Origin of the sequence: Pseudomonas massiliensis (assembly GCF_000826105.1) — a bacterium.
In the GTDB taxonomy this organism is placed as follows: Bacteria; Pseudomonadota; Gammaproteobacteria; order Pseudomonadales; family Pseudomonadaceae; genus Aquipseudomonas; species Aquipseudomonas massiliensis.
In genome coordinates, this window is sequence record NZ_CCYK01000004.1 from 167,286 (window position 1) to 184,058 (window position 16,773).

The window sequence follows — 16,773 nt, forward strand, 5'->3', positions numbered from 1 at the left end:
GTTTCAGGCTTGTCCCTGCCACTTGCCGCCGACAGCTGGTTAGTAACGGTAGGTGTCTGGCTTGAACGGACCTTCGACGGTCACGCCAATGTAGTCGGCCTGCTTGGGCGTGAGCTGGGTCACTACGCCGCCAAAGCCGCGGACCATCTCCAGGGCTACTTCTTCGTCCAGCTTCTTGGGCAGTACTTCCACGGTCAGGCGCTCAGCCTTGGCAGCGGGCGCCAGGTCGGCGAACTTCTGGGCGAACAGGTGAATCTGTGCCAGCACCTGGTTGGCGAAGGAACCGTCCATGATCCGGCTGGGGTGGCCAGTGGCGTTGCCCAGGTTGACCAGGCGGCCTTCGGCCAGCAGGATCAGGTAGTCATCGTTCTGTGCATCGAAGCTGCCGGCACCGGTGCGGTGAACCTTGTGAACCTGAGGCTTGACCTCTTCCCACGCCCAGTTCTGACGCATGAAGGCGGTGTCGATTTCGTTGTCGAAGTGCCCGATGTTGCAGACCACGGCGCGTTTTTTCAGGGCTCGCAGCATATTGGCATCGCAGACGTTCACGTTGCCGGTGGTGGTGACGATAAGGTCGATGCGTCCCAGCAGTTCACGGTTGACCGAAGCTTCGGTGCCGTCATTGATGCCATTCTGGTAGGGCGAAACCACTTCGAAGCCGTCCATGCAGGCCTGCATGGCACAGATCGGGTCCACTTCGCTGACCTTGACGATCATGCCTTCCTGGCGAAGGGACTGGGCCGAGCCCTTGCCCACGTCACCGTAGCCGATCACCAGCGCCTGCTTGCCGGAGAGCAGGTGGTCGGTGCCACGCTTGATGGCGTCGTTGAGGCTGTGACGGCAGCCGTACTTGTTGTCGTTCTTGCTCTTGGTCACCGAGTCATTGACGTTGATCGCCGGCACCTTGAGGGTACCTTTGGCGAGCATGTCGAGCAGGCGGTGCACGCCCGTGGTGGTTTCCTCGGTGATGCCGTGGATGCGGTCAAGCATCGCCGGGTATTTCTTGTGCAGGATCTCGGTCAGGTCGCCGCCGTCGTCCAGCACCATATTGGCATCCCATGGCTGGCCATCCTTGAGGATGGTCTGCTCGATGCACCATTCGTATTCGGCTTCGGTTTCACCTTTCCAGGCGAAAACGGGCACGCCAGCGGCGGCGATGGCGGCGGCGGCCTGGTCCTGAGTGGAGAAAATGTTGCACGAAGACCAGCGTACCTCGGCGCCCAGGGCAACCAGGGTCTCGATCAGCACGGCGGTCTGGATGGTCATGTGGATGCAACCCAGGATCCTGGCGCCCTTGAGCGGTTGCTCACCGGCATACTTGCGGCGCAGCCCCATCAAGGCAGGCATTTCCGATTCGGCGATGATGATTTCACGACGGCCCCAGGGAGCCAGGGAAATGTCGGCGACCTTGTAGTCGGAAAAATCGGCAGGCGTCAGTACAGCACTCATTCGAGAGTCTCCATTCGTAATATGCGAATGGGCGCCGTTGTGCGTCCGGGCCAGTTGACCCGAGGCCGGTCAGTGCCGACCCTGCAAACGCCCCAACCGAGCCTGACAGGTATGACCTGCTGCAGCGCCCCTCGGTTGGGTGGCGGGAGTGCCTACATGAACGTAGGCGGTGAACGTCCGTCAGTATATAGGCTGCCTGGGCAGAGTGTCGAATCCGCCGGGCGACCGGTCGCTCGCGACGAAACAGCCGTAGAGGCGCGGCCCGGGCTCTGCCATGCTGGTGCCCGGACATGACATGAGGGATGCACATGAACTTTCATACCCGCAAATGGGTGAAGCCTGAAGACCTGAACCCCAACGGCACCCTGTTCGGTGGCAGCCTGCTGCGCTGGATCGACGAGGAGGCGGCCATCTACGCCATCGTGCAGCTTGGCAACCAGCGTGTCGTTACCAAGTACATCTCGGAAATCAACTTCGTCAGTGCCTCGCGTCAGGGCGACATCATCGAACTGGGTATCACCGCTACCGAATTCGGCCGCACCTCGATCACGCTGACGTGCGAGGTTCGTAACAAGATCACGCGCAAGAGCATCCTGACGGTGGACAAGCTGGTATTTGTGAACCTGGGCGAAGATGGCTTGCCCGCTCCCCATGGGCGTACCGAGATCCGCTACATCAAGGATCAGTTCGCCGAGGATGCCCTGAGCAACTGATCGGATAGCCGTGCCACCCTTGCATGAGGCATGTGGCATGGCCTGCCTGTCTGGCAGGGCGCAGTGGTGAGCGTTTGCCTACTGTTGGGGATACAGTACTTGAAGGAACCCATGGGATGTCTCGGCTACTGGCTTGCGCCTGGGTGGCGGCCAGCATCATGGTCATGAAGCTTCATTGAAAACGGGAAGGAGTAAAAGATGACGACTGCCTACTGGTGCGTACTGGTAGCTATCCTGTTGCCTTATGTGTGTACCGTGGTCGCCAAGGCGGTCGGCGGCCGCTACGCGGGCGGTGCCAACCGCGACCCCAGGGCGTATCTGGACAAGCTTCAGGGGTTGCCTCGCCGGGCCCATGCCGCGCAGCTCAACGGCTTCGAGATCACCCCGGCCTTTGCGGCGGCCGTGATCATCGCGCACCTGGCCGGAGGCGCCGAACAAAGTACCCTGAACGGGCTCGCGCTACTGTTCGTGGTCAGCCGCCTGGCCTATATCCTCTGCTACCTGGCAGACCAGGCCACGCTTCGCTCGTTGTGCTGGTTGATCGGCCTGGGCTCCATCGTTGCGTTGTTCTGCGTAGCGGCGTGATCGCGCGCTTTCGGGCGTTTACTTGTCGAGCTCGTCCACGGCTTCCTGCAGTTGCTTGCGAGCTTCGGCGAGCTTGTCCTTGCGCTTGTTGATCTTGTCCGGGTCGCCTTTCTTCATGGCCTTGTCGAGATCAGCCTGACGCTCGCTGACCTCCTTCTTTGCCTCCAGCACCTTGGTTTCACGCTCTTTCTGCAAGCGCTCATCGGTGCAATTGGCCTGCAGTTCGCCCAAGGCAATCTGCAGGCCTTCCAGTTCATGCGTGTTGCCATCCTTGCGGGCGCGGTCGATCTGCGCCTGCACGCGCTGCTCCTTGGCGGCGCAACCCTTCAGGTCGTCGGTCTCGTCGGGGGTGGCGGCAAGGGACGGTTGAGCTACCACACCGAAAAGAAGGGCCAAGGTAAGCAAGACTTTCATGAATTCTCCGGGTTCGTTGCGCTCTGGTCAGGGCCATTGGAACGGATGTCCGAAGGAAGTTCAAACCCTTCGGTGAACCCGTCGACGCCCAGCCGGCCGAGCGCGGCCGCCATTCGCAGGGCTGGCGGGTGCTGGAAGAATGCCGCCAGTTGCCCCGCCCGAAGGGGGCCGGTCCCGGTTTCATTGGTCCAGGCCTCGAGGCTGCGGCCGGCCAGGGTTGCCCAGGTGGCGCCTTCCTCCGGACGATGCATGGGCGGTATGCTCATCGCTTTCAGCCAAAGCCTGAAGGGTTTTTTCCGAGCAAGGGCGAAGCTGGCGGCAATTCGTTCAGCCTGGCGAGGGCCGATGCCGTCTACCTTGGCCAGGGTGTTTTCATCCAGGCTCAACCAGCTGTGAAGCTCAGGTAGCAGGCCCGCATCCAGCAAACGTTCCCAGGTTCCCTTGCCGACCCCGGGCAGGGCGAGGGTGTCGCGATGGCTCATCCAGCGCAGCCTGGCCAGGTACTGGCTGCGGCAACCTTCACTGGGCGTCCAGCAGGTCAAGGGGCCATGGCGGGACGGCTCCGGCGGGTTGACCGCTTCGCGCACCGGGCTGCGCCAAACCACCTCGCCCAGCCGAGGGATGGTAAGGCCCGCCAATTCGAGGGAAACATGATCCCCAGGCTGAACGTCCAGGGCTTTCCAGCGCGCCAATGAGCCGAGACTCACCCGCCGCACGGTGCGATCGTCCAAACGCACAGGTTGCAACTCCAGCACGGGCGTGACGCGCCCGGTACGGCCGACCTCGAAGGTTACCGCACGCACTTCGGTCAGCGCGCTTCGCCAAGGGTACTTCCAGGCCATCACCCAGTGCGCGGGCCTGGCTTGCCAACGACTGGCAGGAGGTCGACGGCTTTCACGCAGGATGATCCCATCGCTGGCGAAAGGCAGCGGGCTGTTGTACCAATGCTTTCGCCAGCGGCTCACGTCATCCAGGGTCATGACCGGATGGCTGTAGCGTTGCGGATCCGGAAAGCCCAGCTCAGTCAGGCGCGAAAGGCGCTCGTCAAGAGCGGCGGGACCCTCCGGCCAGGCCCATGGGAAGAAGCCAAGGCGGTTCGCTTCGATCTCAGGCAGGTCGCGACGCGCCATCAACCCGGCGACTTCGCCGCGGGCATTGCGGCTTCCCATTTCCGATTGCACATGAGCGTCCAGACGAAGGTAGATCTCGCCCTGCAGGTTCAGGTCCAGCGGCTCGGGCAACCGGTCGGGCAGGGCAGCAATTTTCCGGGCGTGGCGGGTCCAGTCATGCCCCCGCACGCCATCGCCCCGGCTGAGCATCAGGGCAAGCCGACCCTGGCGGTACTTCACGCTTACCGCTACGCCATCGACCTTGGGTTGTACCCATACCTGCTCGCGAGCTGACAGCCAGGCCTGGACCTCGGCCTGGCTCTTGAGCTTGCCGACACCGGTGTGGGGAATAGGGTGAGGCATCGGGCCGGCGGCACTGGCCAAGGGGGCTTGATCGGGCAATGAGATGTGCGGAAAGCATCGTTGCCAGCGCTGCAAGCGATCCAGGGCCTGGTCGTAGGCCTCATCGGCCACCTTCGCCTTGCCGTCTCGATGGTACGCGACCTGCCATTGACGTATTTGAACATCCAGGGCGCGCAGGCGCTGTTCGGCTTCATGGTCATCCCAGCCGGGGCAGGCCAGGGCGAGAGTGCTGACAAGGCAGCACAGGGCAAGTAGTAACAAGCGTTGCATGGTCGGGCATCCTTGCTCCGGTTGATGCGACAGCCTAGAACGAAAAAAGCCTTCCCGAGGGAAGGCTTTCTTACGACATATTGCGAGCGGCGGCAGGCCGCGCCGGCCGACGGAGCTTAGAGCCCAGCCGCCGCCCGCAGGGCCTCGGCGCGATCGGTGCGCTCCCAGGTGAAGGCGGTGAAGGTGTCTTCGCCCACGGTCATTTCATAGGGGTTGCGTCCGAAGTGGCCGTAGGCGGCGGTCGCCTGATACATCGGGTGCAGCAGGTCGAGCATGCGGGTAATGGCGTAAGGCCGCAGGTCGAAGTGCTCGCGCACCAGCTGGATGATCTTCTCGTCCGACAGCTTGCCGGTGCCGAAGGTGTTGAGCGAAATGGACGTGGGCTGGGCCACGCCGATGGCGTAGGACACCTGGATCTCGCAGCGATCAGCCAGGCCCGCGGCGACGATGTTCTTGGCTACGTAGCGGCCAGCGTAGGCGGCGGAGCGGTCTACCTTGGACGGGTCCTTGCCGGAGAAGGCGCCGCCGCCATGACGCGCCATGCCGCCGTAGGTGTCGACGATGATCTTGCGGCCGGTCAGGCCACAGTCACCTACCGGGCCACCGATGATGAAGTTGCCGGTGGGGTTGATGTGGAACTGGGTATCCTTGTGCAGCAGTTCGGCCGGCAGGCTGTGCTTGACGATCAGCTCCATCACCGCTTCGCGCAGGTCGTTGTACTTAACCTCCGGGTTGTGCTGGGTGGACAGCACAACGGCGTCGATGCCGGTGACGCGGCCGTTCTCATAGCGGCAGGTCACCTGGGATTTGGCATCCGGGCGCAGCCATGGCAGCAGGCCGGACTTGCGCGCTTCGGCCTGGCGCTCCACCAGCGCGTGGGAGAAGCGAATGGGCGCGGGCATCAGCACATCGGTTTCGTTGCTGGCATAGCCGAACATCAGGCCCTGGTCGCCGGCACCCTGGTCTTCCGGTTTGCTGCGGTCCACGCCTTGGGCGATGTCCACCGATTGCTTGCCGATGATGTTCATCACGGCGCAGGTGGCGCCATCGAAGCCCACTTCGGAGCTGTTATAGCCGATGTCGATGATGACCTTGCGCACGATCTCCTCGAGATCGACCCAGGCGGAGGTGGTCACCTCGCCGGCGATGATGGCCACACCGGTCTTGACCAGGGTTTCGCAGGCCACGCGGGCGTGCTTGTCTTCGGCGATGATGGCATCCAGCACCGCATCGGAAATCTGGTCGGCGATCTTGTCCGGATGCCCTTCGGACACGGACTCAGAGGTAAAAATGGAGTATTCGCTCATCTCGACGGCTTCCTGAAAAAAATTACCGATGGTGAGTGTTGCCAGCCGGCCGCCGGAAGTGGCGCACCTGGATCTGGAAACCGTTACGCAGGCCCACATAGAGCCCATCCCCGGGGCATAGCCCCGCAGCGGTGGCCCAGCGGGCCAGTTCTTCCTGTTCAAAGCCCAGCCAAAGATCTCCGCAGGCCGTCCTGGCCCAATCCTGGTCGTGGCTGCACAACTCGGTTACAAGCAGGCTGCCGCCTGGGTTCACCCGGGCGGCCAGTTGTTTCATGGCGTGGGCAGGGTCGCTGAAATGATGCAATACCATGTTCACGATTACGCAGTCAGCGCTTTTGCCCCCGCTGTTCAAGGCGTCGCCCAGCTCGACCTCGACGTTTCCCAGCCCTTGGCGTTCACAGAGCTGCCGGGCCAGGTCGAGCATTTCCGGGCTGTTGTCCACTGCGGTCACCCGGGTGAAACGTTGCGCCAGGTCAGGCAGGAAACCGCCGTCGCCGGGGCCGACCTCCAGCGCCGTGGCAGTCGAGCCCAAGGCGAGAGTGTCCAACAGTGCCAGCAGGCTGTCGCGGTATTGCGGCAGGCCGGCGATCAGGTCCTGCTGGGCGCGGAACCGCTCGGCCATGCGCGAGAAGAACACTTGGCTGGCCGCGGCACGCTGGCGTTGGACTTCGGCCATGCGCTGCTGGGCTGACGTCGGCAGTGCGAGGGTGTCGGCTTCCTGCAGCAAGGCGCCGTGCAGGCGGCCGCCAAGGCGTTGGTCCGCCGGCAGGGTACGGCGGTAGAAAATGGCATTGCCTTCCCGCCGCGTCGCCACCAGCCCGGCCTGGGCGAGCACTTTCAAATGGTGGCTCATGCCCGACTGGCCGATGTCGAAGATCTGCGCCAGCTCCAGCACGCCGAAGGAGTCCCACGCCAGGGCGCGCAGCACGTTCAGGCGCAGCGGATCACCGCCGGCCTTGCACAGGCTGGCCAGGTCATCGGCGGGTTCGTGGCGAAGAGTAGGTACGCGCAGGCTCATGGGGCGGGAGTCTAGTGCCGCCACCGGGTGCTCGCAAGGCTAATATCAAAAACTTTTGATATTGAAGGGTGAACCGTTTAAGGGCGAAAAAAGCGCCGCGCCCTTTATCTTCGATTGCGAGCACCCCGGCCATGGGCGAAAATGCCGCCTTTGTCGTTTCATCATTTCAATGGAGATCAGCGATGCCCAGCCGTCGTGAGCGTGCCAACGCCATTCGTGCCCTCAGCATGGATGCCGTGCAGAAAGCCAACAGCGGTCACCCCGGGGCCCCCATGGGAATGGCCGATATCGCCGAGGTCCTGTGGCGCGACTTTCTCAAGCACAACCCGGCCAACCCGGCGTTCGTTGACCGGGACCGCTTCGTCATGTCCAACGGCCACGGTTCCATGCTGGTCTATTCGCTGTTGCACCTGACCGGCTACGACCTGTCCATCGACGATCTGAAGAACTTCCGCCAGTTGCACAGCCGCACGCCAGGCCATCCGGAATACGGCTATACCCCTGGCGTTGAAACCACCACTGGCCCGCTTGGCCAGGGCCTCGCCAACGCCGTTGGCTTCGCCATCGCCGAGAAGGCCCTGGCGGCGCAGTTCAACCGCCCAGGTCATAACATCATCGATCACCACACCTATGTGTTCCTGGGTGATGGCTGCATGATGGAAGGCATTTCCCATGAAGTCTGCTCACTGGCCGGTACCCTGGGCCTGGGCAAGCTCATCGCCTTCTACGATGACAACGGCATTTCCATCGACGGCGAGGTCGAGGGCTGGTTCAGCGACGATACGCCCAAGCGCTTCGAAGCCTATGGCTGGCAGGTGATCCGCAACGTCGACGGCCATGACGCCGACGAGATCAAGACCGCCATCGAAACCGCGCGCAAGAGCGCCCAGCCTACCTTGATCTGCTGCAAGACCACCATCGGCTTCGGCTCCCCGAACAAGCAAGGCAAGGAAGAGTGCCATGGCGCTCCGCTGGGCGCCGACGAAATCGCCCTGACCCGCGCCAACCTGAAGTGGAGCCATGGTCCCTTCGAAATCCCGGACGACATCTATAAAGAGTGGAACGGCCGCGAGAAGGGCGCCGCTTTCGAGGCTGACTGGGACCAGCGCTTCGCTGCCTATTCCGCTGCCCACCCGGACCTGGCCAACGAGCTGATCCGCCGCATGAGTGGCGAGCTCCCAGCCGATTTCGCCGCGCAGGCCGATGCCATCATCGCCGAAGTGGCCGCCAAGGGCGAAACCATCGCCAGCCGCAAGGCCAGCCAGAACACCCTCAATGCCTTCGGCCCGCTGCTGCCTGAACTGCTTGGCGGTTCGGCGGACCTGGCCGGTTCCAACCTCACCTTGTGGAAGGGCTGCAAGGGCATCAGCGCCGAGGACGCGGCCGGCAACTACCTGTACTACGGCGTTCGCGAGTTCGGCATGAGCGCCATCATGAACGGCATCGCCTTGCATGGCGGCTTCGTGCCCTACGGCGCGACCTTCCTGATCTTCATGGAATACGCCCGCAACGCGGTGCGCATGTCCGCGCTGATGAAGAAGCGGGTGCTCTATGTGTTCACCCATGACTCCATCGGCCTGGGTGAAGACGGTCCTACCCACCAGCCGATCGAGCAGTTGGCCAGCCTGCGCGGCACGCCAAACCTCGACACCTGGCGCCCCGCGGATGCGGTGGAGTCGGCCATTGCTTGGAAGCACGCCCTGGAGCGCAAGGACGGCCCTTCGGCACTGATCTTCAGCCGGCAGAACCTGACCCATCAGGCCCGCGATGCCGAACAGCTGGCCAACGTCAGCAAGGGCGGCTACGTACTCAAGGACTGCGCCGGCGAGCCGGAGTTGATCCTGATCGCCACCGGTTCCGAAGTCGGCCTGGCCGTACAGGCCGCCGACGCCTTGACCGCCGAAGGTCGGAAGGTGCGCGTGGTTTCCATGCCAAGCACCAGCGTGTTCGATGCCCAGGACGCGGCCTACAAGCAGGCGGTCCTGCCGCTGGAAGTCAGCGCGCGGATCGCCATCGAAGCTGCCCATGCGGACTTCTGGTACAAGTATGTGGGCCTGGAAGGTCGCATCGTCGGCATGACCACCTTCGGTGAGTCCGCGCCGGCCCCGGCGCTGTTCGAGGAGTTCGGCTTCACGGTGGCGAACATCGTGGGTATCGCCAACGAGCTGCTGGAAGACTGACCCCACCGCGCCGCCCCGCTTTCCCGGGCAGGGAGGGCGGGGCGGCGCTGGTTTACCCGGAAAATGAGCCGCGCCATGTCCCTGTCTCGCCCCTATCGGGTTGCCCTCAACGGTTATGGCCGCATTGGCCGCTGCGTGTTGCGCGCGCTCCACGAGCGTCGTGGGCGCGGCGGCCTGGAAGTGGTGGCGCTCAATGATCTGGCGGACCTGGCCAGCCTGGAATACCTGACCCGCTTCGACTCCACCCATGGCCGCTTCCCGGGTCAGGTGCACCAGGTCGACGGCGGCCTGAGCATCGATGGCCGCTGTCTGACCGTCATGCGCAGTGCCACCCCCGAGGGCGTGGATTGGGCCTCCCTGGAGCTGGACCTGGTCATGGAGTGTTCCGGCGCATGGCATACCCGGGCTGACGGTGAGCGCTTCCTGGCCGCCGGCGCCCCACGCGTGCTGTTCTCCCAGCCCATGGCTAGCGAGTCGGATGTGGACGCGACCGTGGTCTACGGCATCAACCAGCATCATCTGAGCGGCAGCGAACGGCTGGTGTCCAATGCTTCCTGCACCACCAACTGTGCGGTGCCATTGCTGCGCCTGCTGGATGCCGCCTTCGGCATCGAGTACGCCTCCATCACCACCATTCATTCGGCGATGAACGACCAGCCGGTCATCGACGCCTATCACCATGAAGACCTGCGACGCACCCGTTCGGCCTTCCAGTCGGTGATTCCGGTATCTACCGGGCTTGCGCGCGGAATAGAACGACTGCTTCCGGAACTTGCGGGCCGAATTCAGGCCAAAGCAGTGCGCGTACCCACCGTCAATGTGTCTTGCCTGGATATCACCTTGCAAACAGCCCGGGACACGGATGCTCGGGAGGTCAACCGCGTATTGTGCGAAGCGGCAGCCGGCGGGCCTCTGCAGGGGTTGCTGGCCTATACGGAGTTGCCGCACGCCAGTTGTGATTTCAACCATGACCCTCATTCAGCCATCGTCGATGCCAGCCAGACCCGGGTATCCGGCCCCCGGCTGGTGAACCTGCTTGCCTGGTTCGATAACGAATGGGGCTTTGCCAATCGAATGCTCGATGTCGCGAACCACTTTCTCGGCATCGCCACCACCAAGAACGAACACGCCTAAGGACTGACACATGACCGTGTTGAAAATGAGCGAGCTGGACCTGCAAGGCAAGCGCGTGCTGATTCGCGAAGACCTGAACGTCCCGATCAAGGATGGCGCCGTGGCAAGCGACGCGCGCATCCTTGCTTCGTTGCCTACCTTGAAGCTCGCCCTGGAGAAGGGCGCGGCGGTGATGGTCTGCTCCCACCTGGGGCGTCCCACTGAAGGGGAGTTCTCCGCCGAGAACAGCCTGCAGCCGGTGGCGGCCTACCTGAGCAAGGCCCTTGGCCGCGAGGTGCCTCTGGTCAAGGATTACCTGGGCGGCGTAGCCGTCGAGCCGGGGCAGGTGGTGTTGTTCGAGAACGTGCGCTTCAACACTGGCGAAAAGAAGAACGCCGATGACCTGGCCCAGAAGTACGCGGCGCTCTGCGATGTCTTCGTCATGGACGCCTTCGGCACTGCTCACCGCGCCGAGGCCTCGACTCACGGTGTGGCCAAGTTCGCCAAGGTAGCGGCGGCCGGCCCCCTCCTTGCGGCGGAACTGGACGCCCTGGGCAAGGCCCTGAAGGCGCCCGCAAAGCCGATGGCGGCCATTGTCGCGGGCTCGAAGGTGTCCACCAAGCTCGATGTGCTCAACAGCCTGAGCGCGGTGTGCGACCAGCTGATCGTTGGAGGCGGCATCGCCAACACCTTCCTGGCCGCGGCTGGCCACAAGGTGGGCAAGTCGTTGTACGAGCCTGACCTGATCGACACGGCAAAGGCCATTGCCGCCAAGGTCAGCGTGCCGCTGCCGGTAGACGTGGTGGTCGCCAAAGAGTTTGCCGAGAGCGCCGCCGCCACGGTCAAGTCCATCGCTGACGTGGCCGATGACGACATGATCCTGGACATTGGTCCGAAAACGGCTGAACAGTTCGCCGAATTGCTCAAGAGCGCCAAGACCATCCTCTGGAACGGCCCGGTGGGCGTCTTCGAATTCGACCAGTTCGGCAACGGTACCAAGGTATTGGCCAAAGGCATCGCGCAAAGCGACGCATTTTCCATTGCAGGTGGTGGCGATACCCTTGCCGCTATCGATAAATACCAAGTGGCCGAGCAGATTTCCTACATCTCTACGGGCGGCGGTGCCTTCCTCGAGTTCGTCGAAGGCAAGGTTTTGCCGGCTGTCGATATGCTGGAACAGCGAGCCAAGGGCTGATCCGCATGAGGCGTGGTGCTTGCTTGCTGTTCACGGTCGGTCTGCTCGCCGGTTGCAGTCACGCTGCGGATCCGGGACGGACGACGGCTGGTTCCGCCGCGCCCGCGCCAGATTGCAGCCAGCCGAACTGGCGGCTGCGCTGGCAGGCCGAGACCGCGCCCGTGATCACCAAACGCCAAGGGCAGGAGGCCCTGGAAACCTTCGATGCCGAGGGCGATGGCCAAGCGCCTTGCCCCTGAGCAACGAACGGCCACCGGAGCGGTCTTTTGAAGACCGTCCCGGTACGAGAAAGGAGTCCATCATGAAGTCAGTAACGGCTTTGGCTTGCGCCATGCTTGTGTTGTCAGGTTGTTCGATGTTCGGTGGCCAAGGCAGCCCCTGCGAGGTATTCAGCCCCGCGCCCGTGGAACTGCCAAGCAACCAGAACGACCAGCGAGTACAGACCAACGCAACGGGAGATCCGACAGTGGCTGGAAACAGCCAGCAGAATTGCGAGTCGGATTGACCTTGCCGCCAGGTGACGCGCATGCCGAGCCTGGCCGGATTACCGGAGCGCCGCGGCGGTCCGTGAACATGCCCGGGCCCCTTTGAGGCCCGTAATTAGCCTGTAGCGCGGTTGCCCTAGGGTAGCCGCACATGCAACTTCACCGACCCTGGACCGGGAGAGAGACAAACCATGGCACTGATTAGCATGCGCCAGTTGCTGGACCACGCCGCCGAATTCGGCTACGGCGTGCCGGCGTTCAACGTGAACAACCTTGAGCAGATGCGCGCGATCATGGAAGCGGCCGACAAGACCGACTCGCCGGTGATCGTGCAGGCTTCGGCAGGCGCTCGCAAATATGCTGGCGCGCCTTTCCTGCGTCATCTGATCTTGGCGGCTGTCGAAGAATTCCCGCACATCCCGGTGGTCATGCACCAGGACCACGGCACCAGCCCGGATGTATGCCAGCGTTCCATCCAGCTGGGCTTCAGCTCGGTGATGATGGACGGCTCGCTCAAGGAAGATGGCAAGACCCCATCGGACTACGAGTACAACGTACGGGTGACCCAGCAAACCGTCGCCTTCGCCCACGCCTGCGGCGTATCGGTGGAAGGTGAGCTCGGTTGCCTGGGCTCCCTGGAAACCGGCCAGGCGGGCGAAGAAGATGGCGTCGGTGCCGAAGGCATCCTGGACCATAGCCAGATGCTGACCGACCCCGAAGAGGCCGCTGACTTCGTCAAGAAGACCCAGGTGGACGCGCTGGCCATCGCCATTGGTACCAGCCACGGCGCCTACAAATTCACTAAGCCGCCTACCGGTGATGTGCTGGCGATCGACCGCATCAAGGAAATCCACAAGCGCATTCCCAATACCCACCTGGTGATGCACGGTTCGTCCTCTGTGCCTCAGGACTGGTTGGCGATCATCAACGAGCACGGTGGCGACATCAAGGAAACCTACGGCGTGCCTGTGGAGGAAATCGTCGAGGGCATCAAGTACGGCGTGCGCAAGGTCAATATCGATACCGATCTGCGTCTGGCGTCCACGGGTGCCATCCGCCGCTTCATGGTGCAGCATCCAAGCGAATTCGACCCGCGCAAATACCTGGCCGAAACGGTCAAGGCCATGCGCGACGTCTGCATTGCCCGTTATGAAGCCTTCGGCACGGCTGGGCATGCGTCCAGGATCAAGCCTGTTTCCCTGGAAGTGATGTTCCAGCGTTACGCGAAAGGCGAACTGGCGGCGAAAGTAAACTAAATAGCCTTGAAAAAAACGGCGGATGAGACCAAGGCCTCACCCGCCGTTTTTTTATGCGGCTAGCTTATCAGGAGCCGGTTACATGGCTGATGGACAGTTTGTCGAACACTGCCTGGCCGCCTTCGGTGGAATAACCGGCGTTGTCCTGCACGTAGACGCCTGCCTTGAAGTACAGGTTCTTGGTTTTCCAGCCTGAGCTCAGTTTGGTGCTCCACTGGTAGTTGGCTGCGTTTACCGTCAGGTTACCTTGCTTGTCCAGATGGATGGTGTAATCGAACTTGGTGTTCAATTTCACTCCGGTACCGATCTGGATCACGGTCGGGTCGTCCTGGGAAGGGGACGAGCGCAGCTTGGCAACGATATTGCCGGTCTTGCTGCTGGTCTTGTATTGGTACTCAAGCTTGATCAGGGGCTCACTGCTGTCGTGCTGGTGGATCTGCCCGATCACGATTTTGCCGGTGGAAGGGACTTTGTTCACGGTGAGGCTAGCCCGCAGGTAGTTATCCGCGGCGGTGTATTTCCAGTTGCGCAACGAACCGTCGGCATTGGTTTCACGCAGCTCACTACGTGGGTACTTGGCGCTCTTGGTAGTGGTGCCGGTTACTGGAGCCCAGAAGAACAAAGTGCCACTATCGGCATGGAAGTACTGGTCCTTATATCCTTTTGCCAGTACTGGCGTATCGATGGTTTTGGCAGGGCTACCAACGGGAATGCTGAGGTTCCAAGTGGACAGGTCGATCATGATGCTTTCACCTACACTACTAATACTGAAGAAAAGTTAATGGCCGAATTAAATGATCAAAAAAACCCGATGCAATCGGGCGTATAACAAGGGCGGCCCCCCTCTGTATGTCTAAAAAGATACATTGAATAATCGGTGGCGCCATCCCTTTGGCGCCAACCGTTTGTCGGGGTTGCGTAACTCCTTGATTCATGCGGTTTCAGCAAGATGCCGTTCGTCAGGTACGTCACAAAATGGGACTTTTCCCGTTGCGTTATGCGACAAAACCGCAGCTAGAGTGTCTTTAACCCAAGCCAGCGAGCGCTGGCTTGTGGCCACCCTGTTGATGAGAAGTAGCATGGATCGCGCGCACGCCAAACCGACCGAAGACCGGTCCACCATCCTTGTGGTGGACGACTATCCAGAGAACCTGCTGAGCATGCGGGCGCTGCTGGAGCGCCAGGATTGGCAAGTGATGACCGCCCCGTCAGGGGTAGAAGCGCTGGGCCTGCTGCTGCAGCATGAAGTGGACCTGGTCCTGCTCGACGTGCAGATGCCCGGCATGGATGGCTTTGAAGTGGCCAGGTTGATGAAAGGCAGCCAGCGTACGCGCCTGACGCCGATCATTTTCCTGACTGCCAACGAGCAGTCCGAAGCGGCAGTACTCAAAGGGTACGCCAACGGGGCAGTGGACTACCTGTTCAAACCCATCGACCCGGAAATCCTCAAGCCCAAAGTCCAGGCCATTCTCGAGCAGCAGCGCAGCCGGCGCGAGCTGCAACGTCTGACGCGTGACCTGGAGGCGGCACGCGCCTTCAACGCCTCGGTGCTGGAGAATGCCGCCGAAGGCATCATGGTCATCGATGAAATCGGCAACATCCGCTTCGCCAACCCGGCGATTTCTCGCTTGCTCGGGGCTACGGTGGATGAGCTGCAAAGCGCCAGGCTGCTGGACTTCATCGAGAAGCCCAGCGTCGCCAGCTGGCATGAGTCGGAATTCTTCCGCGCCTATACCCTGCGTGATATCCACCGCGTGCACGACGCCATTCTGCGGACCTATTCCGGGCAGTCCTTGCCGGTGTCATTGTCTTGCGCGCCGTTGGCCAGCGAAAAGGCCATGGTGCTGACAGTGCAGGACATGTCAGTGGTGCGTAACCTGCACCAGCAATTGGAATTCCAGGCGGTTACGGACCCACTCACCGGCTTGCTGAACCGGCGCGGCTTCTACCAGACCGTGGAAAGCGCCCTGGTGCGCAATGAACGCCCGGAGAAAAGCCAGGCCTTGCTGTACCTGGACATGGACGGCTTCAAGCGCATCAATGATACCCATGGTCACGACGCCGGTGACCGGGTGTTGCGCTGGGTGGCCATGCAGCTCAAGGAGCTGCTGCGACCTTATGACATCATCGGGCGAATTGGCGGAGATGAGTTCACGGTACTGCTGGACACCCTGGACTACCCCGAGCAAGCCGCCAAGGTGGCGGAGAAGATCCTCGAGCGGATGCGTAGCTGCCGTGAAATCGACGGTCTCGAAGTGACCCTGGGTATAAGCATCGGTATCGCGACCTATCCCGAATGCGGTGTAAACCTTGAGCACCTGCTCCGGGCCGCGGATATCGCCATGTATGCCGCCAAACAGGCCGGCAAGCAGCAGTACCGCTATTACGATCAGGATCTGAACGTGCGGGCCCGCTCGCGGCTGTTGCTGGAAGAGAGTGTGTCGGCAGCCATCGAGCATAAAGAGTTCTCGCTGGTGTACCAGCCACAGGTTCGCCTGGCCGATGGGCGCCTGCGTGGTTTCGAGGCATTGTTGCGTTGGCAACACCCCAGCGTGGGAGACGTACCGCCGGGGTTGTTCATCCCCCTGCTGGAGGAAGCCCGGCTGATCAGCCGGCTGACCTCATGGATCTATCAGGAAGGCGCCAGCCAGCGTAAGCACTGGCGCGAGCGTTTCGATGAAGACCTGGTGCTGGCGGTGAGCTTGAGTAACGCTCAATTCAGCATGCCTAACCTGATCACCGAGTTGCAGCATGCCATTTCCACTCATGGCTTGATGCCCCAGCAGCTTGAAATCGAAGTAATAGAGCCTTCGTTGCTGCATAACCTGGAAGAGAGCCGGCGCCAGCTTTCCCTGCTCCGCGGCCTGGGCGTCCGAGTGGCCCTGGATGACTTCGGCTGGGACCACTGCTCGCTGAAGATCCTCCGAGACTTGCCTATCGATACCCTCAAGCTGGATCGGCAGTTGGTAGCACGGCTTCCGAACTCGGAGCGCGATGCGGGTATAGCCCGGACGATCCTGGATCTGTGTCGCCAGTTCTCTATCACAGTCATCGCCGAGGGCGTGGAAACGGCTGAACAGTCCCGCTGGCTGCGTGGCAACGGATGTGAGTACATCCAAGGCTTCGTCATCGCGCACCCGTTGACAGCGAGCGATGCGAGTCAGTTTCCGGCGCGCTACCAGTGGGATTTCGCTTAGAGCCGGCCCCGGTAAAGGGTGGCAAGGCGTGGTAGGCACCAGCGGGCCTGACAGTTCGGCCTGGCCAATTGGCACTTTGCTGGCATCCATCGCCGGCAGCGCTTAGAAGCCTGGAGCAA

At 62.1% G+C, this 16,773-nt stretch carries 14 protein-coding genes, 1 pseudogene and 1 riboswitch; of the genes and pseudogenes, 9 read left to right on the forward strand and 6 right to left on the reverse strand.

Annotated elements, in window-relative coordinates; all coding sequences use genetic code 11:
* Positions 1 to 39: 39 nt before the first annotated feature.
* The gene (ahcY, locus tag BN1188_RS02225) at positions 40 to 1,449 is read right to left on the reverse strand and encodes an adenosylhomocysteinase (RefSeq protein ID WP_040259582.1); all 1,410 of its coding nucleotides are present in this window, start codon (positions 1,447 to 1,449) and stop codon (positions 40 to 42) included.
* A gap of 22 nt (positions 1,450 to 1,471) precedes the next feature.
* Positions 1,472 to 1,588, reverse strand: a riboswitch (S-adenosyl-L-homocysteine riboswitch).
* Between the two features lie 169 nt (positions 1,589 to 1,757).
* On the opposite strand from ahcY, the gene BN1188_RS02230 reads away from it, so the two are divergent.
* Together BN1188_RS02230 and BN1188_RS02235 are read left to right on the forward strand one after the other, a co-directional pair.
* Entirely contained in the window at positions 1,758 to 2,162 is a 405-nt protein-coding gene (locus tag BN1188_RS02230) for an acyl-CoA thioesterase (RefSeq protein WP_040259583.1), read from the forward strand.
* 198 nt (positions 2,163 to 2,360) lie between these two features.
* Positions 2,361 to 2,747: an MAPEG family protein gene (locus BN1188_RS02235; protein WP_040259585.1), complete on the forward strand. Its 387-nt coding sequence runs from the start codon at positions 2,361 to 2,363 to the stop codon at positions 2,745 to 2,747.
* An 18-nt stretch (positions 2,748 to 2,765) separates the two neighbouring features.
* Here the strand turns inward: BN1188_RS02235 and BN1188_RS02240 are convergent, their stop codons facing one another.
* The 4 genes from BN1188_RS02240 to BN1188_RS02255 all read right to left on the reverse strand — a co-directional run bounded on the left by BN1188_RS02240 (position 2,766) and on the right by BN1188_RS02255 (position 7,228).
* Positions 2,766 to 3,161 (reverse strand): DUF1090 domain-containing protein, encoded by a 396-nt coding sequence (locus tag BN1188_RS02240; protein WP_040259586.1) that lies wholly within the window; start codon positions 3,159 to 3,161, stop codon positions 2,766 to 2,768.
* Positions 3,158 to 4,903 carry an NAD-dependent DNA ligase LigB gene (ligB, locus tag BN1188_RS02245; RefSeq protein WP_084596131.1) on the reverse strand — a complete coding sequence of 582 codons (1,746 nt, stop codon included), beginning with the start codon at positions 4,901 to 4,903 and terminating at the stop codon, positions 3,158 to 3,160. The genes BN1188_RS02240 and ligB overlap by 4 nt, the downstream gene beginning before the upstream one ends.
* A gap of 116 nt (positions 4,904 to 5,019) precedes the next feature.
* On the reverse strand, positions 5,020 to 6,210 hold the full coding sequence (gene metK / locus BN1188_RS02250) for a methionine adenosyltransferase (protein WP_040259587.1): 1,191 nt from the start codon (positions 6,208 to 6,210) through the stop codon (positions 5,020 to 5,022).
* A 22-nt stretch (positions 6,211 to 6,232) separates the two neighbouring features.
* Entirely contained in the window at positions 6,233 to 7,228 is a 996-nt protein-coding gene (locus BN1188_RS02255; RefSeq protein ID WP_040259589.1) for an ArsR/SmtB family transcription factor, read from the reverse strand.
* 182 nt (positions 7,229 to 7,410) lie between these two features.
* On the opposite strand from BN1188_RS02255, the gene tkt reads away from it, so the two are divergent.
* The 6 genes and pseudogenes from tkt (at position 7,411) to fba (ending at position 13,457) form a co-directional block, all read left to right on the forward strand.
* Positions 7,411 to 9,408 carry a transketolase gene (gene tkt, locus BN1188_RS02260; protein WP_040259590.1) on the forward strand — a complete coding sequence of 666 codons (1,998 nt, stop codon included), beginning with the start codon at positions 7,411 to 7,413 and terminating at the stop codon, positions 9,406 to 9,408.
* A 75-nt stretch (positions 9,409 to 9,483) separates the two neighbouring features.
* Positions 9,484 to 10,549 (forward strand): annotated as a pseudogene (gene epd / locus BN1188_RS02265) (erythrose-4-phosphate dehydrogenase).
* A 3-nt stretch (positions 10,550 to 10,552) separates the two neighbouring features.
* Positions 10,553 to 11,716: a phosphoglycerate kinase gene (locus BN1188_RS02270; protein ID WP_040259593.1), complete on the forward strand. Its 1,164-nt coding sequence runs from the start codon at positions 10,553 to 10,555 to the stop codon at positions 11,714 to 11,716.
* Positions 11,717 to 11,721: 5 nt separating this feature from the next.
* Complete coding sequence (locus BN1188_RS02275; RefSeq protein ID WP_040259595.1) at positions 11,722 to 11,955, forward strand: hypothetical protein; 234 nt, start codon at positions 11,722 to 11,724, stop codon at positions 11,953 to 11,955.
* Positions 11,956 to 12,017: 62 nt separating this feature from the next.
* Positions 12,018 to 12,221 carry a hypothetical protein gene (locus tag BN1188_RS02280; protein ID WP_040259596.1) on the forward strand — a complete coding sequence of 68 codons (204 nt, stop codon included), beginning with the start codon at positions 12,018 to 12,020 and terminating at the stop codon, positions 12,219 to 12,221.
* Between the two features lie 171 nt (positions 12,222 to 12,392).
* Positions 12,393 to 13,457 (forward strand): class II fructose-bisphosphate aldolase, encoded by a 1,065-nt coding sequence (fba, locus tag BN1188_RS02285; protein WP_040259598.1) that lies wholly within the window; start codon positions 12,393 to 12,395, stop codon positions 13,455 to 13,457.
* Positions 13,458 to 13,524: 67 nt separating this feature from the next.
* Here fba and BN1188_RS02290 read toward each other — a convergent pair whose 3' ends face one another.
* Complete coding sequence (locus tag BN1188_RS02290; RefSeq protein ID WP_040259600.1) at positions 13,525 to 14,199, reverse strand: polysaccharide lyase family 7 protein; 675 nt, start codon at positions 14,197 to 14,199, stop codon at positions 13,525 to 13,527.
* A gap of 337 nt (positions 14,200 to 14,536) precedes the next feature.
* On the opposite strand from BN1188_RS02290, the gene BN1188_RS02295 reads away from it, so the two are divergent.
* The gene (locus tag BN1188_RS02295; RefSeq protein WP_040259601.1) at positions 14,537 to 16,654 is read left to right on the forward strand and encodes a putative bifunctional diguanylate cyclase/phosphodiesterase; all 2,118 of its coding nucleotides are present in this window, start codon (positions 14,537 to 14,539) and stop codon (positions 16,652 to 16,654) included.
* The last annotated feature ends 119 nt before the right edge of the window (positions 16,655 to 16,773 follow it).